This window comes from Arthrobacter sp. S39 (genome assembly GCF_004320525.1).
Taxonomy (GTDB): domain Bacteria; phylum Actinomycetota; class Actinomycetes; order Actinomycetales; family Micrococcaceae; genus Arthrobacter.
Genome location: NZ_SIHX01000001.1, coordinates 701,400 through 722,638 on the forward strand (window position 1 = coordinate 701,400; position 21,239 = coordinate 722,638).

Genomic DNA, 21,239 nt, shown 5'->3' on the forward strand with positions numbered 1-21,239 from the left:
CTGGTATGGGGATGAACTGCTGCCCGCCGACCCCGGCAGGGTCAGCGGGTCGCCGAAACGCTCTCCAGCTGGAGTGCCGTGGCGGTTGCCTTCTCAAGTTCCGCGGCGAGTTCCGGGTTGCTGTCCAGCTTGGTGCCGTAGCCGGGCATCATGTCCTTGAGCTTGCCCTGCCAGCCCTTGAAGTTCTTGGGGAAGGACTTCTGCAGCAGTTCGATCATGATCGGCACCGCGGTGGAGGCTCCGGGGGAGGCGCCCAGGAGCGCGCCGATGGAGCCGTCACGGCCGGCAATGACTTCCGTGCCGAACTGCAGCACGCCGCCCTTCTTCGGATCCTTCTTGATGATCTGTACACGCTGGCCGGCGGTGATCAGTTCCCAGTCGCCGTCCTTGGCCTCAGGGTAGTACTCGCGGAGCGCCTCTACCTTGTCGCCGTGGCGCTTGGCGACTTCCTTCACGAGGTAGGCCGTCAGGTCCATGTTGTCCTTGGCCACGGCGAGCATCGGAATGATGTTGCCGGGCCGGATGGACAGGGGCAGGTCCAGGTAGGAGCCGTTCTTCAGGAAGTTCGTGGAGAAACCGGCGTACGGGCCGAACAGCAGGGAACGCTTGCCGTCGACGTAGCGCGTGTCCAGGTGCGGCACGGACATGGGCGGTGCGCCCACGGAAGCCTGGCCGTATACCTTGGCGCTGTGCTGGGCGGCGAGGTTCTCGTCGGTGCAGCGGAAGAACTGGCCGGAGACGGGGAAACCGCCAAAGCCCTTGCTTTCCGGGATGCCTGAGGCCTGCAGCAGGTGCAGGGCGCCGCCGCCGGCGCCGACAAACACGAACTTCGCGTGGATCCTGCCGTGTTCCCCGGAGGCCGGGTATTTGAGCGAAAGGTCCCAGCCGCCGTCGGACGCCTTGGAAATGCCGGTCACGTCGTGGCCGTAGTTGATCTCGACGCCGTTGTTCCCGAGGTAGGTGGTCAGCTCCCGGGTCAGTGCGCCGAAGTCGACGTCGGTGCCTTCGGCTGCCCGCGTGGCGGCGATGCGCTGCTTCGGGTCGCGGCCCTTGACGATCAGCGGAGCCCACTTGGCGATCTGGCCGTGGTCCTCGGAATATTCCATGCTGCGGAACAGCGGGTGGGGCTTCAGTGCCTCGTACCGGGTCCGCAGGAACTTGGTGTTGTCCTCGCCGATGACAAAGCTCATGTGCGGGACGGTGTTGATAAAGCCCTTCGGCGAACCGATCAGGGACTTCTCCACAAGATGCGACCAGAACTGCCGGGACAGCTGGAACTGTTCGTTGATGAGCAGCGCCTTGGAGGGGTCCACCGAGCCGTCTTTGGCTGCGGGGGAGTAGTTGAGCTCGCAGAGTGCGGCGTGCCCGGTTCCGGCGTTGTTCCACGGACCGGAGCTCTCCAGTCCCGGCTCGTCGAGGCGCTCGAAGAGGGAGATGGTCCAGGTGGGTTCGAGCTGCTTGATGAACGCCCCCAGTGTGGCGCTCATGATGCCGCCGCCGATCAGGACGACGTCGGCATGTTTGGTCTTGGAAATAAAAGTCACAGTGAGTCTCCGATAGCAGCGGCTCTGGCTGTCACAGAATATCCCCGCGTGACCCTCTTACTGAAATTGGACGTGCCCGTCAAGGCTTTAGCTGGACCTTGGTGAAAACTTCGTTTAAGACCGGGGAGGCCGGGTAGTTGGCCACCCGGTCCGAGAGTGCCAGTGCCGAGATGGGGAACGCAATGGGAACGGCCGGAACCGACGCAGCGATCTGGACATTGATGGTGTGATATTGCTCATCCCGCTCCTGCCCCTGCGGCATGCTGCGGGCCCGGTTGATCTTTGAGAAGACCTGGGGGTCCTGGTAGCCGAACTCACCGTTCTTCTCGCCGAACAGCGGCCCGACAAAGTTGTCGGCGTCGGCGTAGGCGCCGTTCCAGCCGAGCAGGTGGAGGGCATGGTCGCCAGGGGACTGGACTTTCTGCAGGTACCCGTCGGACCAGTCCACCGGGACGGGTTTGATGTTCAGTCCGACGGCGGTCAGCTGCCGGCTGATCTCGGCATAGACCTTTTCAGGAGTGGGGAGGTAGGGCCTGGTGGCATTCAGCGGATAGTAGAACTTGAGTTCTTCGCCGTTATAGCCGGACTCTTCCAGGTAGGTCTTTGCCTTGGCCGGGTCATGGCCCAGTGACGGGGCTTCGTTGTTGAAGCCGCTGATCTTCGGTGGAACGAACTGGGAGGCCTGGGCGGTGTTGTCGATGAAGAACTTACGGATCAGCGTGTCCTTGTCGATCGCCATCTCGATCGCCTGCCGCACCTTCACGTCCTGGAGGACCGGGACTTCCTGGTTGATGCCCACGTACATCACGGAGAAAGGGTCCCGCTGCACGATCTGCATGCCGCGTTTGACCAGCTGGTCAAAGTTTCCCACCGTGACGGCGTCGAAGCCGTCGATCTTTCCGTCGAGGAGTGCCTGCAGGCGGGTCTGCGGATGGTCGTAGGTCAGGAAGTTGATGGTGGCGATTTGCCCGCGCTCGCCCCAGTAGTCCTTATTGCTGACCAGGGTGACGCTGGCGTCGTCCCACGTGCCAAGGCTGAAGGGGCCTGTCCCCACCGGATTGGTGGCGAAGGCTGACAGGGGCTGCCCGCCCCGAACCTGGTTCAGCACGTCCGCAGTCCCCGCGGCCAGCGCGGCCGGTGACGCCATGGCGAAAGCCGGCAACGTCAGGGCCTGGAGGAAGGCAGTGAAGCGCTGCGTCAGGTCGATCCGGACTGTGTCGGCAGAAACGGCGGTGCAGCTTTTGAAGATGGAAAGGGATGCCTCGTCGGAATGTGCCTTGAAGACGCCCTTGAACGAACTTCCCGGGGCCTGCTGGCGGAGCGCCGCGGGGAACGCGAACCAGCGGTTGAAGTTGGCGCAGACGGCATCCGCGTTGAAAGGGGTTCCATCGTGGAAGATGACTCCGCTGCGCAGCTTGAACGTGTAGGAGCGGCCTTCATCTGATTCGGTCCACTCGGTGGCCAGCAGCGGCGTGGGTTTGCCCGTTGTCTGGTCCACTCCCACCAGGCCTTCGAGGATCTGCCGCGTGATCCGGTAGGACTCCACGTCGCTGGACAGTGCCGGGTCGAGCCCAAGCGGCTGGGAGGCCGTGCCGAACGTGAAAGCGGCGGAGGGACCGTCGCCCGCAGATGGCGTCGACGTGCTCGGGGAAGACGGTGAGGGGGCCGGGACGCCGGTGCAGGACGTCACGCCCAGAGCCAGGAAAACGGCGCCTGTCTTGATCACCGTTCGTCGCGATGTACTGCTGGGCACTCGTTGATCACCTCTGGGCTGCTGGCCGGCTCCGCTGTCTGCGGGCGCCAGCCCAGTCTAGTTGACGGACCCGGAAGGTCCCGGGGACGCAGTTGGACCCGGCCGGTGAGGGCCGGGTCCAACGTTGTGCGCGGAGCCGCCGGGGGAGTCAGGCCGGGCGGCTCCAGGGGAGCCCGGTGCTGATGCCCAGGGTTACTTGGGCATCAGTACCGAGTCGATCAGGTAAACGGTGGCGTTTTTGGTCTGGACGCCGCCGCAGATGACGCTGGCGCCATCAACCATGAGGGCATCCTTGCTGCCGGTGACGGTGACTGATCCGCCCTGGACCGTGGCGTGGGTGCCGGCGATCTTGTCCGGGGTGATCTGGCCGGGGACCACGTGGTAGGTCAGGATCTTGCTCAGCAGGGCGTCGTCGGTCTTGAGGGTCTCGATGGTGGCAGCGTCGATCTTGGCGAAGGCGTCATCGACCGGAGCGAAGACCGTGAACTCGCCGCCGTTCAGGGTGTCCACGAGGTCAACCTTGGGGTTCAGCTTGCCGGAGACAGCCGCCGTCAGGGTGGTGAGGATGGGGTTGTTCGAAGCTGCAACTGCTACGGGATCCAGTGCCATGCCGGCAACGGAGCCTGCGCCGGTGGGAACCTTCTCGGCGTAGCCTGCACAACCGGCGCCTACCAGGTTGGCTGCCGGGTCCATGGGGGCAGCGGAGCTGGCCGACGGTGACGGCGCCATGCTGGAAGCCGACGGTGTGGAAGCCGGTGCTGAAGAGGAGTTCGCTGTGGTGGCGGAGCCGCCGCAAGCGGTCAGGCTGAGCAGAGCTGCAGCTGCAACACCTGCAACGGTGAAAGTTGTGCGCTTGATTGACTGCATTTCGATTCTCCTTGTTAGTGCCGATTTTTGCCTGCTGCGGGCAATTTGCCTGCCGCATGTGGCCTTTTCCGACTTGGTGGGCACCTGCCCTTGGCTGGTGTCTCACTGTGTATTCGGGCGCTGCCGTGAAGCGGATGGGTGAATCTCAAGGAGTTTTTTCCGGTTGGTGCCGTGTGGGCTCAAAATCCCCGGAATTCCGGGCTTCGACGGGGCTTAAACAACAAAATCCCAGGCCGCCGGGGCCCGGGATTTTGTCTTTTTATTTATCTGGCTGTGCGCAAGGGGGGACTTGAACCCCCACGCCCGAAGGCACAGGAACCTAAATCCTGCGTGTCTGCCAATTTCACCACTCGCGCTTGGCTGCCCCCGCAAAAACCTGCGACGGCGGATGCCAGGTTCCATTGTAGCGCCGGCCGGCGAGGGGTTCGGTCAGCCGCCGGAACCTTTAGGAATCAAGCTTGAGGTCACGGCGCAGCTTGGCCACATGGCCTGTCGCGCGGACGTTGTACTGCGCTATGGACACGTTGCCATCGGGGTCCACCACGATGGTTGAGCGGATGAGGCCCTGGTAGGTCTTTCCGTAATTCTTCTTTTCGCCCCACGCGCCGTAGGCCTCGGCCACGGCGTGGTCTTCGTCCGAGAGAAGCGGAAAGCTGAGGCCTTCTGCGGCGGCGAATTTTGCCAGCTTTTCCACGGGGTCGGGGGAGATGCCCAGGACTTCGTAACCGGCCGCCTGCAAGGAGGCCAGGTTGTCACGGAAATCGCAGGCCTGCTTGGTGCAGCCAGGGGTGGACGCGGCGGGATAGAAGTACACAACGGTGTTGCGCCCGCGCATGGAAGCCAGGCTGACGTCCTTTCCGTGCGAGTCCTTCAAAGTGAAGCCCGGTGCTTCCGTACCGGTCGTAAGTCTGTCAGCCACTGTTAATCTCCTTGTTGAAGGCGGGACATTCCAGCTTAGTAAGCGTGCTGGACCGGGGCGAATCGGCACTTGGCTATACTGCTGGTATGCCTGATATGGATCACTGGCCCACTGGGCGCCTACTGTCCACCGCGGCCCGTCTCGTAGAACACTCGTGGAACGAAAAGCTCGGCGCCATTGGGTTGACCCATGCCGGTGTCATCGCGATCGAAGTCCTGGCGGCCCAGGGCCCCATGACGCAGGCGCAACTGGCCCAGTACGTCCGCGTCCAGGCGCAGACCATGGGCAAGACGCTGAGCAGGCTGGAAACACACGGACACATTGCCCGTGTCCGCAGCACATCGGACCGCCGGAGCCACGTCGTTTCCCTGACGGACCGTGGACGCGAGGCCGTGACGGCCGCAGTTGAGATGGAACGTTCGGTCCTGGCGGCCGCTTCGATTGATCCTGATGTCCTGCGCCAGGAGCTCCAGGCCGTGGTCCGCGAACTGGCAAGCCAATTTGCTTCCCCTGAGTCCAAGGCTTTGCCGGACGGTTCCCCGGTAGGCTGACTGCATCACCGCCCAGCAGGCGCAATCACTGGCTCGACAGTGGTTGCGCGCTTTTCTTTAATCGCCAACAGGTCGCTTGTGACCGAGTCCCGTCGCGCGGCCGTGAAGCCCCGGTCCGTGCCCAAGAAGGAATTTGTTGATCAACCGCGCCGCCAGCACCACGACCTTTGCCCTGCTGACAGGGCTGCTCCTTGCCGGTTCCCTCGCCGGCTGCGACACCGCAGCCCATGCCGAACCAAGGACTTTCGAAGCCGCGGCCGCACTCGCCCAGCTGGAAACCCTCCCGGTGAAGGGTCGGGGCCCCAAGACCGGCTACAGCCGCGACGAGTTCGGTCCTGCGTGGGCCGATGTGGACCGCAACGGCTGCGACACACGGAACGACATCCTTGCCAGGGACCTCCAGTCCGAAACGTTCAAGCCCGGGACACAGGACTGTGTTGTCCTGACCGGCACACTGGCCGACAGGTACACGGGTACGACCATCAGCTTCGTCCGAGGCAACACCACCAGCTCGGACGTCCAGATCGACCACATCGTCGCCTTGTCGGACGCGTGGCAGAAGGGTGCCCGGCAGCTCAGCGCAGACCAGCGCAGGCAGCTGGCCAACGACCCGCTGAACCTTATGGCGGCCGACGGTCCCACCAACAGCGCCAAGGGGGATAAGGATGCAGCTACGTGGCTCCCGCCCAATAAGGCGTTCCGCTGCGAATACGTGGCCCGCCAGACGGCCGTGAAGGCCAAGTACCAGCTGTGGGTCACCCCGGCCGAGCATGATGCGATCGCAGGAATCCTGGACGCCTGCAGCTAGGCCCGCGTAGGGCTGCTGCCAGGGGCCAGCCTTGTGGGTGGTTACTTGGGCAAAGCAAAACCCCGCCTTCCTGGCTTGTGGCCATGAAGACGGGGTTTCGGTTGGTGCACCCCCCGGGACTTGAACCCGGAACCCATTGATTAAGAGTCAATTGCTCTGCCAATTGAGCTAGAGGTGCATCTTGTGTTTTGATCTCCCGGGGCTTTTTCTTTCCCGGTTGATCTCCGCAACGACATGAAACTCTACACGAACTTTTTGCCCATGTGAAATCGACGGAGCAGGCGGGAGGCTGCCTCATCCAGAAGGGGCCAAAATCAGCACAAAATCAGGGTTTTGATTGTTCGTCAGCAGCCAAAACCGGCCGTCCGGCGCCCTGATGACGTCGCGGATCCGCCCATACTGTTGTGTGAAATAGGCCACAGGATTTCCGGCTTCCTCGCCGTCCAGGGGAACCGTCCATAATCTCTGGCCACGGAGCGCACCCAGGTACGCAGTGGAACCAACAATCTCCAGCCCGCTGGGTGAGGATTCAGCGGTTGACGGCCAGACCACCTTCGCGTCCCGGAATCCTTCCCGGTGCGGCGCTCCGGTGACCGAGGGCCAGCCATAGTTGGCGCCCGGAAGAATGAGGTTGAGCTCGTCATTGACGTCGGGCCCGAACTCGCTCGCCCACAGCCGGCCCGCGCTGTCCCAGGCCAGTCCCTGGACGTTGCGGTGGCCAAGACTGTAGACGGCATTGCCAAAAGGGTTCCCGGGCGCCGGGCGGCCCTCTGGTGTCAGCCTCAGGATCTTCCCGCCCAGCGCATTCGGGTCCTGAGGCTGCTCCCGGCGCTGTGAATCGCCGGTCCCCACATAGAGCAGGCCGTCGGGTCCAAAGCGGATCCGGCCGCCGTTATGCGTGGAGGCCTTCGGGATGCCCGTGAAGATGACCTCCGGGGGGCCGATGGTGTAGGTCCCGTCACCGTCGTCCGTGAGGACCGCCCGGGCGATCCGGTTGTCCCGTTCTGCCGTGAAATAGAAGTAGAGCAAGTTGTCCGAGGCGAAAGCAGGGGAGAGCGCGAGTCCGAGCAGCCCGCCCTCCCCGGCGGGAACCACTCCGGGGAGCTCTCCGATGGTGGCAGGCCGGCCACCGCGGACTGCCTTGAGCAGCCTGGAGTCACGCTCGGAGATGACTGCTGTACCGTCCGGCAGGAACACGGCGGCCCACGGAATCTGTAGTCCGAGGTCCAGCCGTTCCACGACGGCAGGCGTTCCGGGAGTGCCCGTTCCCACGCCCGTGGTGCCCGTTCCCGAGCTTGTGCTGCCACCGGTGGGGGGCCCGGCGCCGTCGCCTGTGCATCCCGTAAGGATCAGGGAAAAGGCGGCGGTCCAGGCCGCGGCGGTGTGCCGGAACCGGAGGCTATTGGAGCCGTGTCCGCCGCGGGGCGCGGAAACCGGCTGCTTCGGCATGGGCCGGTGATTCAAACCAGACTCCCGCGCGGGTCTGCTCATACTCCGGATGCCCCTCTTCGTAGTAGACCATGGAGCCGGCGTCACCCTTCACCGTGTGGTCGGCAGGACCGCTCCCGTCCGCAGACGGCGATGCCGACCCGTCGCCGTATGGCCGGTCCGCCGCCAGATGGCCGGCAGGTTCGGGAACTGTCTGTGAGTCGACCGGGGTGGGCTCGACGGGCTCAGCGATGGTGGGCCCGTCACTTCCGGCCTCGGCCGCGGCTGATTCAGCCCCAGGCAGGGTGGGGGAATGTGGGCCGGTGTACTCGGGATGATGGACCGGAGTGGCCGCGGTGGCGTCTGCGTCAGCAGTACCCGCTGTACCGGTGCCTGCCGCATCCATAGGAGCCGCGGTTGCGGCGGCTGCATGGGGAACCGGCGATCCGCCGGCCTCTGACCACTGGGTCTCCCACTCGACCTCGTTGTCCGGAGCCGGGCCGGCAGCAGGCGCTGCTGCGTCCTCGTTTCCGGCAGGCGGCAATTCCTGGGCTGCCATTGGCTCCGCCGGGGCGGGTGGTGCCGGTGCTACCACTGGCTCCGCAGGGGCGGGTAGTGCCGGTGCTTCCGCTGGCCCCGCTGGCCCCGCGGGAGCCGGGGCCGATGAAAGTGCAGGTTCTGCTTCCGTCCGCTCCGGCACTGCCGAATTGCGTTCCGCAACCCGTCCGGCATCCGATGGACCGGCCGGCTCGGAAATGTCCTCGTCCGCCGTCGTGGGGGGAACCGGTTCCGACGGCCGGCCGAAGCCTGCAGCCGTGGCGATCCCGGCGGTGCCTGCTGCTGCGGCGGAAGCGGCGGCACTCCCGCCTGACAGGGCGCCGTCCGCCCGGATTCCTTCCGCCGGAGCAGCTCCGGTCCTGCCGTCGTCGCCGGTGGCCTTGCTGGAATTGCTGCGGTTCAGCAGCCACCACACAACACCGACAATCAGCACGATGAGAATGATCCAGAAGACAAAATCCATATCAGGGCCTTTCAGTCCAGATGGCAGGGTTGCCGTTCCCTGACGGTACGTCGGGGCAAACGGGGCTGTCTAGGTCACGGGGATTGGTCCGAGTGCCCGGCGGACCCTGAAGCAGGCCCGAACAAGGCAGGGGCCGTCCAGTAGCCTCTCTACATGGACTTCAAGCGGCTGCGGATTCTGCGCGAACTTGCCGACCGGGGCACGGTGGGTGCCACCGCCGAAGCCATGCACGTCACGCCGTCAGCGGTGTCCCAGCAGCTCAAAACGCTGCAGGATGAGCTTGGCGTTGTCCTCATCGAGAAGGCCGGGCGTGGCGTCCGCCTCACCGAAGCCGGCCTGGCGATGGCTTCTGCAGCTGCGGATGTGTCAACGGCAATGGCCCGCGCAGAGGCGACCATCGATACGTACCGGCACGGTTGGCAGGCCCATGTGCGGGCCGCCTTCTTCCCCAGTGCGGCGGAGATGTTCCTGCCAGGACTCCTGCACCGGGTACAGGCCATCGACGGCCTGCACCTTGAAGCCCATTTCGAGGACCCGGGTGTGGCCGGGTTCGCCGGCCTCGCGGCGGACTACGACATTGTCCTGGCCCACAGCGTGGATGGCCCGGAGGTGTTCGCCTCCCACGGGCTGGTGGTGGTCCCGCTGCTCAACGAGCCCCTGGACGTTGCGATGCAGGCAGGCCATGCGTTGGCGTCGAAATCCCGGCTGACCGCCCGGGACGTCGTGGGTTACCCCTGGATGGGGGTTCCGGAGGGATTTCCGTTCGACGCCGTATTGCGGCAGATCGAGAAACAGGCCGGCTCCACGGCGGTCCGGGCGCAGCTGTTCCCGGACCTGAGGGTGCTCGAGGCACTGGTCAGCGCCGGACACGGCCTCGCCCTGCTGCCCCGGTACACCGCGGCGGCCAACCAGGGCCGCGGGTTTGTGCTCAGGCCCCTGGTGGGCGTGACCGCCCGACGCAGCATCGTGGCCCTGGCCCGGCCCGACATTGCCGCCCGGACCACCATCCGGAAGGTGCTGGAGATGCTTCGGCAGGAGGCCGAGGCGGTTGCGGCCGGGCGCGGTCCCGGTGATTTCTGACACGTTTTTCGCCGCTACGGCGAGCAGCTATCTCAATATATGAGACGAGAGTCCACTATTTGATCGAAATATTCACGGATTTGGGCTTCACGCACCCCGTCAGTGTCGTTGGCCCCCTCATCTGAGTCATAGACTTTGACGCATGAGTGAGGACACCCAGATCGCAACCGAAAACAAGCCTGACATCAAGCCCCGCAGCCGGGTGGTCACCGACGGGATCCACGCCGCCCCCGCGCGCGGCATGTTCCGCGCAGTCGGCATGGGGGACGACGACTTCGCCAAGCCGCAGATCGGCGTCGCGAGCTCCTGGAATGAAATCACTCCCTGTAATCTTTCCCTGAACCGGCTCGCCCAGGGCGCCAAGGAAGGCGTCCACGCAGGCGGCGGGTTCCCCATGCAGTTCGGCACCATCTCCGTCTCGGACGGCATCTCAATGGGCCACGAAGGCATGCACTTCTCCCTGGTGTCCCGCGAGGTCATCGCCGACTCCGTGGAAACCGTCATGCAGGCCGAGCGGATCGATGGCTCCGTGCTCCTGGCTGGCTGTGACAAGTCCCTCCCGGGAATGCTCATGGCCGCCGCCCGCCTGGACCTCGCCAGCGTCTTCCTCTACGCCGGCTCCATCATGCCCGGCTGGGTCAAGCTCGAGGACGGCTCCGAAAAGGAAGTCACCCTCATTGACGCCTTCGAAGCCGTCGGCGCCTGCGCCGCGGGCAAGATGAGCCTCGGCGACCTCGAACGCATCGAAAAGGCGATTTGTCCGGGCGAAGGCGCCTGCGGCGGCATGTACACGGCCAACACCATGGCCTGCATCGGCGAGGCCCTGGGCATGTCCCTGCCCGGCTCCGCCGCTCCGCCCTCGGCAGACCGCCGTCGTGATGAGTTCGCCCGCAAGTCCGGCGAAGCAGTGGTCAACCTGCTCCGCCTCGGCATCACTGCCCGGGACATCATGACCAAGAAGGCCTTCGAGAACGCCATCGCCGTGACCATGGCCTTCGGCGGCTCCACGAACGCCGTGCTGCACCTGCTGGCCATCGCCCGCGAAGCCGAGGTTGAGCTGACACTGGACGACTTCAACCGCATTGGCGACAAGATCCCGCACCTCGGTGACCTGAAGCCCTTCGGCCGCTACGTTATGACCGACGTCGACAAGATCGGCGGCGTGCCGGTCATCATGAAGGCACTGCTCGACGCCGGACTGCTGCACGGCGACTGCCTCACCGTCACCGGCAAGACCCTGGCCGAGAACCTCGCGTCCATCAACCCGCCGGACCTCGACGGCAAGATCCTGCGCGCCCTGGACAACCCGATTCACAAGACCGGCGGCATCACCATCCTGCACGGTTCCATGGCACCGGAAGGCGCCGTCGTCAAGAGCGCCGGCTTCGACGCCGATGTCTTCGAAGGAACCGCCCGCGTGTTCGAGCGTGAACAGGGCGCACTGGACGCCCTCGACAAGGGCCTGATCAAGGCCGGCGACGTCGTCGTCATCCGCTACGAAGGACCCAAGGGCGGCCCGGGCATGCGAGAGATGCTCGCCATCACCGGCGCCATCAAGGGTGCCGGCCTCGGCAAGGACGTGCTCCTGCTGACCGACGGCCGCTTCTCCGGCGGAACCACCGGCCTGTGCATCGGCCACGTTGCTCCGGAAGCTGTCGACGGCGGCCCCATCGCCTTCGTCAAGGACGGCGACCGGATCCGCGTGGACATCGCCGCCCGCTCCTTCGACCTCCTGGTCGACGAAGCAGAGCTGGAGTCGCGCAAGGTGGGCTGGGAGCCGCTCCCGGCCAGGTACACCAAGGGTGTGCTCGCCAAGTACGCCAAGCTGGTGCACAGCGCCTCCACCGGCGCATACTGCGGGTGATACCTTCCCCTTGGGTGAGGCGCTGAGCGCCTCACCCAAGGGGCCCCTCGGTATCACCCTTATTAAGCCCTGCCGCCTAAAGTAGTAGGCATGCGTTTCCGCTACGTTGGTGGAGCGCTACCAATTCGTGGACAATGACGTCCACACTGTGAGATGCGCGCCGTCGTCGTTGACATGCATCTCACGCAGAGGGAAAACTGAACGCATGATCTCATTCGTTACCGCCGGCGCCGTCGTCGTCCTTACCAGGCGCGTGGCTCAATAGCCCGACTGGTAACGAACCGTCACGCGCAAACCCCTCAAAGAGCCACCAGGCTGAGGGGTTTTTTTATTTCCCGCAGTTTCCAAAAATACAGATGATCCACAAGGAAGAGTCCGATGAGCAAAGGATCGCCGATCAGCCCCTCGCTGATGGCTACTAAGTCCGCTGGAGCCCCCAAGGCTCCGGAACGCGCCGACCGAACGGCTGACCACGCCGGTGTCGTCGCTGATCTTGCTGCTGTCTCTCCTGTCCTTGGGCCGAACAACGTTGTACCCCCAACGGTGATGACCGGCTCGCAAGCTATTGTCCGCTCGCTCGAAGAACTCGGCGTGGACGATATTTTTGGTTTGCCCGGTGGCGCGATCCTGCCTACCTATGACCCCTTGATGGCCTCCAGGATGAATCACGTACTGGTCCGTCACGAACAGGGAGCCGGCCACGCCGCGCAAGGCTATGCCATGGTCACCGGCCGGGTGGGCGTTTGTATCGCCACCTCCGGCCCGGGTGCCACCAACCTCGTTACCGCCATCATGGATGCCCACATGGACTCCGTTCCGCTGGTGGCCATCACCGGCCAGGTGTCCAGCGGTGTGATCGGCACCGACGCGTTCCAGGAAGCCGACATTGTTGGCATCACCATGCCGATCACCAAGCACTCGTTCCTGGTGACCGACCCCAACGACATCCCGCACGTGATGGCCGAGGCGTTCCACCTGGCCTCGTCCGGACGCCCCGGCCCGGTCCTGGTGGATGTTGCCAAGGACGCCCAGCAGGGGCAGATGACCTTCTCCTGGCCGCCGAAGATCGACCTCCCCGGCTACCGCCCGGTGACGCGCGGCCACAACAAGCAGGTCCGCGAAGCAGCCAAGCTGATCGCTGCGGCCACCAAGCCGGTGCTCTACGTGGGTGGCGGCGTGGTCAAAGCGCACGCCTCCGTGGAACTCCGCGAGCTGGCCGAACTGACCGGCGCGCCCGTAGTCACCACCTTGATGGCGCGCGGTGTGTTCCCGGATTCCCACCCGCAGCACGTCGGCATGCCCGGCATGCACGGCACGGTGTCCGCGGTCACGGCGCTGCAGCAGTCCGATCTGCTTATCACCCTCGGAGCACGCTTCGATGACCGCGTGACTGGCATCCTGAAGTCCTTCGCGCCGCACGCCAAGGTGATCCACGCGGACATTGATCCCGCCGAAATCTCCAAGAACCGCACAGCGGATGTGCCAATCGTGGGATCCGTCAAGGAAATCATCCCCGAGCTCACCGAAGCGGTACGCACTCAGTTCGAAGCCGCCGGCACCCCGGACCTGACCACGTGGTGGGCCTTCCTTAACAACCTCAAGGAAACCTACCCGCTGGGCTGGACCGAACCGGAGGACGGGCTTTCGGCCCCGCAGCGCGTCATCGAACGCATCGGCGCGCTCACCGGTCCCGAAGGCATTTACGTTGCCGGCGTGGGCCAGCACCAGATGTGGGCGGCGCAGTTCATCAAGTACGAACGCCCGCACGCCTGGCTCAATTCCGGCGGTGCCGGAACCATGGGCTATGCGGTTCCGGCTGCCATGGGCGCCAAAGTCGGCGAACCGGACCGCGTGGTCTGGGCCATCGACGGCGACGGCTGCTTCCAGATGACCAACCAGGAACTGGCCACCTGCGCCATCAACAAGATCCCGATCAAGGTTGCCGTCATCAACAACTCCTCGCTGGGCATGGTGCGCCAGTGGCAGACCCTCTTCTACGAGGGCCGCTACTCCAACACCGACCTGAACACCGGCCACGAGACCGTCCGCATCCCGGACTTCGTCAAGCTGGGGGAGGCGTACGGCTGTGCGTCGTTCCGTTGCGAACGTGACGAAGACATTGATGCCACCATCCAGAAGGCCCTCGAGATCAACGACCGCCCGGTGGTCATCGATTTCGTGGTGAGCCCCGACTCCATGGTGTGGCCGATGGTGCCCGCCGGCGTAAGCAACGACCAGATCCAGGTTGCCCGCAACATGACCCCGGAATGGGAAGAGGAGGACTGATCATGAGCCGTCACACACTGTCCGTTCTGGTTGAAGACAAGCCCGGTGTACTGACCCGCGTTGCGAGCCTGTTCGCGCGCCGCGCCTTTAACATCAACTCCCTGGCCGTCGGCCCGACGGAAGTCCCGGGCATGTCCCGGATGACCGTCGTCGTCGACGCCGACGGTGACCTCATTGAGCAGGTCACCAAGCAGCTCAACAAACTGGTCAACGTGATCAAGATCGTTGAGCTGACCTCCGAATCTTCCGTACAGCGAGACCACATCCTGGTCAAGGTACGTGCGGATGCCGCGACTCGTCTGCAGGTGACCCAGGCTGCAGACCTGTTCCGAGCTTCAGTGGTTGACGTCTCCACAGACTCCGTAGTCATTGAAGCAACCGGCCACCCCGAAAAGCTCACGGCACTGCTCTCAGTGCTTGAGCCCTTCGGCATCCGCGAAATTGTGCAGTCCGGCACCCTGGCCGTTGGACGGGGATCCCGCTCCATGAGTGACAGGGCCTTGCGCAGCGCTTAGGACGGCGGGGCACCGCCCCACCAGCAGCGCAATGCCCGTGCAGTGCCGCAACACCCAGACTAATTACCCCGAGAATCCACTCAAGAGGAGTTACAAAAGTGACTGAAATGTTCTACGACGACGACGCCGACCTGTCGATCATCCAGGGTCGCAAGGTTGCGATTGTCGGCTATGGCTCCCAGGGCCACGCCCACGCGCTGAACCTGCGCGACTCCGGCGTCGAAGTTACCATCGCCCTCAAGGAAGGCTCTTCCTCGATCGCCAAGGCCGAGGACGCCGGCTTCACCGTCAAGAACGTGGCAGACGCCGCCGAATGGGCCGACGTCATCATGATCCTGGCGCCGGACCAGCACCAGCGCTCGATCTTCAACGACTCCATCAAGGACAAGCTGACCCCGGGCAAGGCACTGGCCTTCGCACACGGCTTCAACATCCGCTTCGGCTACATCGAGGCACCGGAGGGCGTCGACGTCATCCTGATCGCCCCGAAGGCTCCCGGCCACACCGTGCGCCGCGAATTCGAAGCCGGCCGTGGCATCCCGGACATCATCGCCGTCGAGCAGGACGCTTCCGGCGCTGCCTGGGACCTGGCGAAGTCCTACGCGAAGGCCATTGGCGGCACCCGTGCGGGCGTCATCAAGACCACCTTCACCGAAGAGACCGAAACCGACCTGTTCGGCGAGCAGTCTGTCCTCTGCGGCGGCGTCTCCCAGCTGGTCCAGTACGGCTTCGAAACCCTGACCGAAGCCGGCTACCAGCCGCAGATCGCCTACTTCGAGGTCCTGCACGAGCTCAAGCTCATCGTTGACCTCATGTGGGAAGGCGGCATCGCCAAGCAGCGCTGGAGCGTTTCCGACACCGCCGAGTACGGCGACTACGTCTCCGGCCCGCGCGTCATCACCCCCGAGGTCAAGGAAAACATGCAGGCTGTCCTCGCGGACATCCAGAGCGGTGCCTTCGCCAAGCGCTTCATCGAGGACCAGGACAACGGCGGCGTTGAGTTCAAGGCGCTGCGTGCCAAGGCAGAACAGCACCCGATCGAAGCTGTCGGCCGTGAACTGCGCGGTCTGTTCTCCTGGCAGCAGCAGGACGAGGACTACGTAGAGGGCTCCGCAGCCCGCTAAGGCTGCTCCCCAGGCGCCCTTTACGGTGCGTCAGTGAGGCCGGGTTCACACTTAACAATGTGAGCCCGGCCTTTCCGTCAGCCTAGACTTGATTTATCCCCAGGACTGCAACGCAGAGGATCAGCCGTGTCAAAACCCGTAGTACTGCTCGCCGAAGAACTTTCGCCCGCCACGATCGAGGCCCTGGGCCCGGACTTCGAGATCCGCCAGACGGATGGCGCCGACCGGTCCCAGCTGCTTTCGGCCATCGCGGACGTGGACGCCATCCTGGTCCGCTCCGCCACACAGGTGGACGCCGAAGCCATCGCCGCCGCGAAGAACCTCAAGGTCATCGCCCGTGCCGGCGTGGGCCTGGACAACGTGGACATCAAGGCCGCTACCCAGGCAGGCGTGATGGTGGTCAACGCGCCCACCTCGAACATCGTTTCCGCCGCAGAACTCACGGTGGGCCACATCCTCAGCCTGGCGCGGCACATCCCGCAGGCAAGCTCCGCCCTGAAAAACGGTGAATGGAAGCGCTCCAAGTACACGGGCATCGAACTCTTCGAAAAGAAGATCGGCATCATCGGCCTTGGCCGCATCGGTGCACTGGTCGCTGCCCGCCTCCAGGGCTTCGACACCGAGATCCTCGCCTACGACCCCTACATCACCTCGGCCCGTGCCGCGCAGCTGGGCGTCAGGCTGGTCAGCCTGGACGAACTGCTGAGCCAGGCCGACTTTGTTACCATCCACATGCCGAAGACGCCGGAGACCGTCGGCATGCTCGGCGCAGACGCCTTCACGAAGATGAAGTCCACCGCCTACGTTATTAACGTTGCCCGCGGCGGCCTCGTTGATGAAGAAGCCCTGTTCGCGGCCCTGCAGGACCGCCAGATCGCCGGCGCAGCCGTGGATGTTTTCGTCAAGGAACCCAGCACAGACCTGCCGTTCTTCACCCTCGACAACGTGATCGTGACCCCGCACCTGGGCGCCTCCACCGATGAAGCCCAGGAGAAGGCCGGCGTTTCGGTTGCCAAGTCAGTGCGCCTCGCGCTGGCCGGCGAACTTGTTCCGGACGCCGTCAACGTCGCCGGCGGCGTGATTGCCCCCGACGTCCGGCCGGGCATCCCGCTGATCGAAAAGCTTGGCCGGATCTTCACCGCCCTGACCCACGCCTCTCTGACCCAGATCGATGTCGAGGTTGCCGGCGAAATCGCAGCCCTGGACGTCAAGGTCCTCGAACTCGCCGCACTGAAGGGCATCTTCGCCGACGTCGTGACCGAGCAGGTCTCCTACGTCAACGCCCCGGTCATCGCCGAACAGCGCGGCATCAACGTCCGCCTCATCACGACGGCGGAAGCGGAGGACTACCGCAACGTCCTGACCATCCGGGGTGCTTTGAGCGACGGCAGCCAGATCTCCGTGGCAGGTACGCTCACGGGCCCGAAGCAGATCCAGAAGCTCGTGGGCGTCAACGGCTACGACGTCGAGATCCCCATCAGCGAGCACCTCGTGGTGGTGGCCTACGCGGACCGGCCCGGCGTGATCGGCACCATCGGACACATCCTGGGCATGAACAACATCAACATCGCCGGCATGCAGGTTGCCCGGCAGGCTGAGGGTGGCCAGGTCCTGGCCCTGCTGACGATCGACAGTTCCGTGCCGCAGCAGGTCCTGGATGCAATCAAGGCAGGCATCGGCGCGGAAATGGTCCGCGAAGTGGACCTTGAGGACTAGCATCCCCTGCATCGTGAACTACGCGTGACCGCGACTTAACGTCGGCCACGTATGATTGGCCGGTCTGCTTACAATGGCTAGGTCCTGTTTCAGGACCGGGCCGGCAGGCCGGCCAATACTTTTTGCACACCAGGCAGGAAACCAACCCTCACGTCCGTCAAACGCGGATGATGGTGTGCGCACGCAATCCAGGTTTCAGGGAGCCCAATGAACGCCGTCCAGAGGTTCATCAGAAGCAAAGTGCTGCTGCTGACCGCGGCCATCTTGATCGCAGCCATGTGCTTGTCGGTCCTCGTCCAAGGTCAGTCGCAGGCAGCACTCAACCGGACGGTGGATGAAAATTCACGCGGACTCTACGATGTCCTGGTCCAGGCCAAGGCAGGTTCCGGCGCGCTGATGCAGCCGGAAATCGCCAGTGGCAGCGGCGGTATCAGCTTTGAGCAGCTGGAATCCATCCGGGACCTGACCGGCACCTCGGTGGCGGCTCCCATCAGCCTGGTTTCGCGCGTGACCCAGAACCTGGAAGCCCCGCGGCTCGACGCCATGGACTACCTCGGCTACAACGCCGGCCTCGCGGGGACCGCCACGGCGGACCAGGCGGCAGGTGCCACGGCCCCCGCCCAGTGGCCGGCCGCCGAGTCAGTCCTCAGCGACACCGCAAAGAAGTACCGGCTCACGGCCAGTGCAGTCAGCTCCGACGGCGTCTCCGAACAGACCCTCTTCAAATCGACTGCAGAAGGCAGCCTCGGCAAGGCCAAGCTCGTCGAGGAACAGGCCGCCGGCGGAAGCAGCATCCGCATTGCCGCGCCCGCCGGAGAAACCGGCATCAAGTTCCCGGACCCGGCCGGTGGCTCCGAACACAACCTGTTTAACCTTTCCGTCTCGCTGCCGTTGTCGCCCGAAGTGACCGAGTCCGTCGTCGCCGTCGACCCCGTGGCGGAACGCGCGCTGCTGGGCTCGGCAGGTGACTTCCTGGCCCCGCTGGAGAAGGCGCCGCCCGCCGACGCCCGGAACGCCGGTGCAATCGGCCGGCACTTCGAGAGCCTCTTCACCAACGGCATCAGCATGGAAGAGCTGTCCGAAGGCCCCGACTTCCTGGGCGTCAAGCTCAAGTACTGGGCGCCCCTGATGACGCAGTACCAGCAGGCAAAGCGCAACGGACAGCTCACCGCGGACTCGCAGGCCATCCCACTGATTGTCCGTTCCGGCACCTCACTGGACCTGAAGTACAACGTCAAGATCGAAGAGATCGACGCCTCCGGCAAAGTGGTCAAGGAAGTCGGCACCGCATCGCGGTCGCTGGACAAGGACTACCTGCCGTTCGTTTCGAAGGATCCGTTCGCGCTGTCCTGGCCCGGTTCAACCGACCACTCATCGCTGCTTGGCAGCCAGGGCAATTTCAACCAGGGGCTTTACACCCCGGCCACCTGGAGCACTGACTTTGCCGCCGCACCGAAATACACCGACGGCGACACCGCGGCCAACGGCGCCGTTGGAAAAACTGCTGTCCCCGGGGAGTGGGTGACAGTCAACCGGCTGCCCGAGAAGACTCCTTCCGGCGGACCGGTAGACCAGACCCAGCGCGAACCCGTGGACGAGCGCTCGTACCGCGAAGACCTCGCCACAGGTGAGAAGCTGGCCGCACCGCTGGCCATGGTCTACGGAACCTTTGACCCGTCCGCTGTCGCGGAGGCCGCAGGCGACGTGAACCGCCTCCCGCTGGGCGGCTACGATCCCACCCCCTTCACGCTGACCAAGGACGCCGAGGGCAAGGACGTCACAGCCACCCAGCTTGAGCCGTCCCTGAGCGCCACCGGACTGGCCAGCCAGTCCGCCGGTGCCATCACCGACTACTACGGCCTCGCTGCCGCCCGCGGCTACAAGGACAACGCCTCCGTCATTGACGCCGTCCGCGTCCGCGCCAAGGCGCCCGGAAGCTGGAAGCAGGCACAGCCCGACGTCGAAAAGCTGGCCAGCGAAATCCGCGAGATGGGCCTGGAAGCCACCGTCGTGGCCGGGTCAGCCCGCGAGGACGCCAGCATCTTTGTTCCCGGCTACTCCAAGGACGGCGCAGGCAAGGAATCCGCACTGGGCACCGTGCAGCAGTCCTGGGTCCGGCAGAACGCCGCCGACGCCGTCTCCGGGTCCCTCACCGGCACCAACGTCACCCTGCTCTTCCTGACGCTCTGCGGCGCCGCGCTGCTGACCGGAGCCTCGACCGTGAGCTATATCCGAAAACGCAAGACCGAGGCCGGCACACTGCGCGCCATGGGCTGGACCCAACGAAGGATCCGAAGCTGGGTGCTGGAGGAATTCGCGGTCGGAGCGGCGCTGCTCGCCGTCGCCGGTACCGCCCTGAGCATTGTGAGCTGGAGCCTGACGACGGTCATCGTGTCGGCGTCGGTCCTCGTCCTGTATGCGGCAGCGGCCTTCTTCGCGGCGCAGCAGCTGCGCCACCGCGACGAGGTGGACCAGGAACCGCAGCATGACGAGCGCCTGATCCCGGTGGATTCCCCGCTGACGTTCGCCAACCGGCAGCTCAGCACAAACAAGTTCAACACCCTGTCACTGGCTGTTGCAGTGGGCGTCTTCGGGGCCGCTGTCGGCGGGCTGATCGCACTGCTGATCGACATCCCGCGGGCCGCCGGCGCCAGCGCACTCAGCGGGCTCGCCGCTGCCAGCGTCGCCTTCCCGAGTATCCTCCTGGCGCTTTCAGGCGTAATCGTGGGGCTCGTGCTGACCCTGGTGACCGGACGTTTTGAGCTCAATGCGAAACGCCAGTACCTTGGCATCCTTGAGGCCATGGGCTGGAACCCGGACATGCTCCGCCAGGTCCGCTTGTTCGAAAACGCGCTGGTGGGCACGGTGGCCCTGCCGCTGGGCGTCCTGGGCGCGCTGGGCATCGGGCTCCTCCTTGCCCCGTATGCCGCCCTGTGGGCCGGAGTCGCCGGCCTCGTGGCTGTAATTTGCTGGATACCGATTGCAACGAAAGTGGTCCAATGACAAACGAGACGAATGTTCACCGGAGCCGGAGGTCCGGCTCGGTTGAGGCGCCCCTGCAGACCCGTGCCAACACCATCGTCAAGGCCTCGGACCACGGCACCCCGCTGGAACTGAGCGACATCACCATCCGCTACGGCGGCGGCAAGGGCGGTGCCGAGGCGGTCAGCGTCGTCGAGGGCTTTGACCTGACGCTGCACGCCGGCGAGATGCACTGCGTCGCCGGCCGAAGCGGTTCCGGCAAGACCAGCATCCTGACCGTGGGCGCGGGACTGACGCTGCCGACGTCGGGCCGTGTCTTCTGGGAAGGCGACTCCCTTGAAAGCATGGGCGACGACGAAATCGCCGACCGCCGCCGTGCCCTCATCGGCTACGTGGACCAGGGCGGTGCTCTGATCGACGGCATGAGCGCACTGGAGAACGTCCTGCTGCCCGCCGTGCCCGACGGCGAGGTGGAGCAGCGCCGCGACATGGCCAAGGACCTCCTGGACCTCGTGGGGCTGGGGCGCCGCATGCGGCACCGCCCGGCGCAGCTCTCCGGCGGCGAACGCCAGCGGGTGGCCATTGCCCGGGCACTGATCCTGGGCACCCGCGTCCTGGTGGTTGACGAGCCGACGGCCAGCCTCGACAGGGCATCCGCCAACCGCATTATCAGCATCCTCAAAGACACCACCAACGACGGAATCGCAGTGCTGGTCGCTTCACACGACCACGAACTGGTCCGCCTGAGCGATACGCTGACTGAACTTATCTAGCCCGTCCC

At 64.8% G+C, this 21,239-nt stretch carries 16 protein-coding genes and 2 tRNA genes; 10 read left to right on the forward strand and 8 right to left on the reverse strand.

Features of this window, described 5'->3' with window-relative positions:
• Positions 1–41: 41 nt before the first annotated feature.
• From EYS21_RS03315 to bcp, 5 genes are all read right to left on the reverse strand, one after another.
• A complete protein-coding gene (locus EYS21_RS03315) occupies positions 42–1,544 on the reverse strand; it encodes a malate:quinone oxidoreductase (RefSeq protein WP_131131743.1) in 1,503 nt (500 codons plus the stop codon).
• Positions 1,545–1,623: 79 nt separating this feature from the next.
• Entirely contained in the window at positions 1,624–3,297 is a 1,674-nt protein-coding gene (locus EYS21_RS03320) for an ABC transporter substrate-binding protein (RefSeq protein ID WP_207307658.1), read from the reverse strand.
• A gap of 192 nt (positions 3,298–3,489) precedes the next feature.
• On the reverse strand, positions 3,490–4,164 hold the full coding sequence (locus tag EYS21_RS03325; protein WP_131131744.1) for a fasciclin domain-containing protein: 675 nt from the start codon (positions 4,162–4,164) through the stop codon (positions 3,490–3,492).
• Positions 4,165–4,438: 274 nt separating this feature from the next.
• A tRNA-Leu gene (locus EYS21_RS03330) sits at positions 4,439–4,520 on the reverse strand.
• Positions 4,521–4,609: 89 nt separating this feature from the next.
• Complete coding sequence (gene bcp / locus EYS21_RS03335; protein ID WP_131131745.1) at positions 4,610–5,083, reverse strand: thioredoxin-dependent thiol peroxidase; 474 nt, start codon at positions 5,081–5,083, stop codon at positions 4,610–4,612.
• Positions 5,084–5,178: 95 nt separating this feature from the next.
• On the opposite strand from bcp, the gene EYS21_RS03340 reads away from it, so the two are divergent.
• Together EYS21_RS03340 and EYS21_RS03345 are read left to right on the forward strand one after the other, a co-directional pair.
• Positions 5,179–5,634 carry a MarR family transcriptional regulator gene (locus EYS21_RS03340; RefSeq protein WP_131131911.1) on the forward strand — a complete coding sequence of 152 codons (456 nt, stop codon included), beginning with the start codon at positions 5,179–5,181 and terminating at the stop codon, positions 5,632–5,634.
• A 133-nt stretch (positions 5,635–5,767) separates the two neighbouring features.
• Positions 5,768–6,442 (forward strand): HNH endonuclease family protein, encoded by a 675-nt coding sequence (locus EYS21_RS03345; protein WP_131131746.1) that lies wholly within the window; start codon positions 5,768–5,770, stop codon positions 6,440–6,442.
• A 102-nt stretch (positions 6,443–6,544) separates the two neighbouring features.
• Here EYS21_RS03345 and EYS21_RS03350 read toward each other — a convergent pair.
• The 3 genes from EYS21_RS03350 to EYS21_RS03360 form a co-directional block, all read right to left on the reverse strand.
• Positions 6,545–6,620 (reverse strand) — tRNA-Lys (locus EYS21_RS03350).
• A gap of 116 nt (positions 6,621–6,736) precedes the next feature.
• On the reverse strand, positions 6,737–7,891 hold the full coding sequence (locus tag EYS21_RS03355; RefSeq protein ID WP_131131747.1) for a PQQ-dependent sugar dehydrogenase: 1,155 nt from the start codon (positions 7,889–7,891) through the stop codon (positions 6,737–6,739).
• Positions 7,842–8,891, reverse strand: coding sequence for a hypothetical protein (locus EYS21_RS03360; RefSeq protein WP_131131748.1), 1,050 nt, complete (start codon positions 8,889–8,891; stop codon positions 7,842–7,844). The genes EYS21_RS03355 and EYS21_RS03360 overlap by 50 nt, the downstream gene beginning before the upstream one ends.
• A 153-nt stretch (positions 8,892–9,044) precedes the next feature.
• Between EYS21_RS03360 and EYS21_RS03365 the strand changes: the two genes are divergently transcribed.
• From EYS21_RS03365 to EYS21_RS03400, 8 genes are all read left to right on the forward strand, one after another.
• Complete coding sequence (locus tag EYS21_RS03365) at positions 9,045–9,971, forward strand: LysR family transcriptional regulator (RefSeq protein WP_131131749.1); 927 nt, start codon at positions 9,045–9,047, stop codon at positions 9,969–9,971.
• A gap of 142 nt (positions 9,972–10,113) precedes the next feature.
• Complete coding sequence (gene ilvD / locus EYS21_RS03370) at positions 10,114–11,835, forward strand: dihydroxy-acid dehydratase (RefSeq protein WP_131131750.1); 1,722 nt, start codon at positions 10,114–10,116, stop codon at positions 11,833–11,835.
• A gap of 378 nt (positions 11,836–12,213) precedes the next feature.
• Complete coding sequence (locus EYS21_RS03375; RefSeq protein ID WP_131131751.1) at positions 12,214–14,121, forward strand: acetolactate synthase large subunit; 1,908 nt, start codon at positions 12,214–12,216, stop codon at positions 14,119–14,121.
• A 2-nt stretch (positions 14,122–14,123) separates the two neighbouring features.
• On the forward strand, positions 14,124–14,636 hold the full coding sequence (gene ilvN, locus EYS21_RS03380) for an acetolactate synthase small subunit (protein WP_055796055.1): 513 nt from the start codon (positions 14,124–14,126) through the stop codon (positions 14,634–14,636).
• A gap of 98 nt (positions 14,637–14,734) precedes the next feature.
• The gene (ilvC, locus tag EYS21_RS03385; RefSeq protein WP_131131752.1) at positions 14,735–15,760 is read left to right on the forward strand and encodes a ketol-acid reductoisomerase; all 1,026 of its coding nucleotides are present in this window, start codon (positions 14,735–14,737) and stop codon (positions 15,758–15,760) included.
• A gap of 126 nt (positions 15,761–15,886) precedes the next feature.
• Entirely contained in the window at positions 15,887–17,476 is a 1,590-nt protein-coding gene (gene serA / locus EYS21_RS03390) for a phosphoglycerate dehydrogenase (protein WP_131131753.1), read from the forward strand.
• 207 nt (positions 17,477–17,683) lie between these two features.
• Entirely contained in the window at positions 17,684–20,479 is a 2,796-nt protein-coding gene (locus EYS21_RS03395; protein WP_131131754.1) for an FtsX-like permease family protein, read from the forward strand.
• Entirely contained in the window at positions 20,476–21,231 is a 756-nt protein-coding gene (locus EYS21_RS03400) for an ATP-binding cassette domain-containing protein (protein ID WP_131131755.1), read from the forward strand. The genes EYS21_RS03395 and EYS21_RS03400 overlap by 4 nt, the downstream gene beginning before the upstream one ends.
• Positions 21,232–21,239: the final 8 nt, after the last annotated feature.

Bases quoted from the DNA above. Each gene is read 5' to 3' on its own strand.
- EYS21_RS03325 (WP_131131744.1), bottom strand. From the start codon at position 4,164: ATGCAGTCAATCAAGCGCACAACTTTCACCGTTGCAGGTGTTGCAGCT.
- EYS21_RS03340 (WP_131131911.1), top strand. From the start codon at position 5,179: ATGGATCACTGGCCCACTGGGCGCCTACTGTCCACCGCGGCCCGTCTC.
- EYS21_RS03355 (WP_131131747.1), bottom strand. From the start codon at position 7,891: ATGCCGAAGCAGCCGGTTTCCGCGCCCCGCGGCGGACACGGCTCCAAT.
- EYS21_RS03360 (WP_131131748.1), bottom strand. From the start codon at position 8,891: ATGGATTTTGTCTTCTGGATCATTCTCATCGTGCTGATTGTCGGTGTT.
- EYS21_RS03365 (WP_131131749.1), top strand. From the start codon at position 9,045: ATGGACTTCAAGCGGCTGCGGATTCTGCGCGAACTTGCCGACCGGGGC.
- ilvD (WP_131131750.1), top strand. From the start codon at position 10,114: ATGAGTGAGGACACCCAGATCGCAACCGAAAACAAGCCTGACATCAAG.
- EYS21_RS03375 (WP_131131751.1), top strand. From the start codon at position 12,214: ATGAGCAAAGGATCGCCGATCAGCCCCTCGCTGATGGCTACTAAGTCC.
- ilvN (WP_055796055.1), top strand. From the start codon at position 14,124: ATGAGCCGTCACACACTGTCCGTTCTGGTTGAAGACAAGCCCGGTGTA.
- EYS21_RS03395 (WP_131131754.1), top strand. From the start codon at position 17,684: ATGAACGCCGTCCAGAGGTTCATCAGAAGCAAAGTGCTGCTGCTGACC.
- EYS21_RS03400 (WP_131131755.1), top strand. From the start codon at position 20,476: ATGACAAACGAGACGAATGTTCACCGGAGCCGGAGGTCCGGCTCGGTT.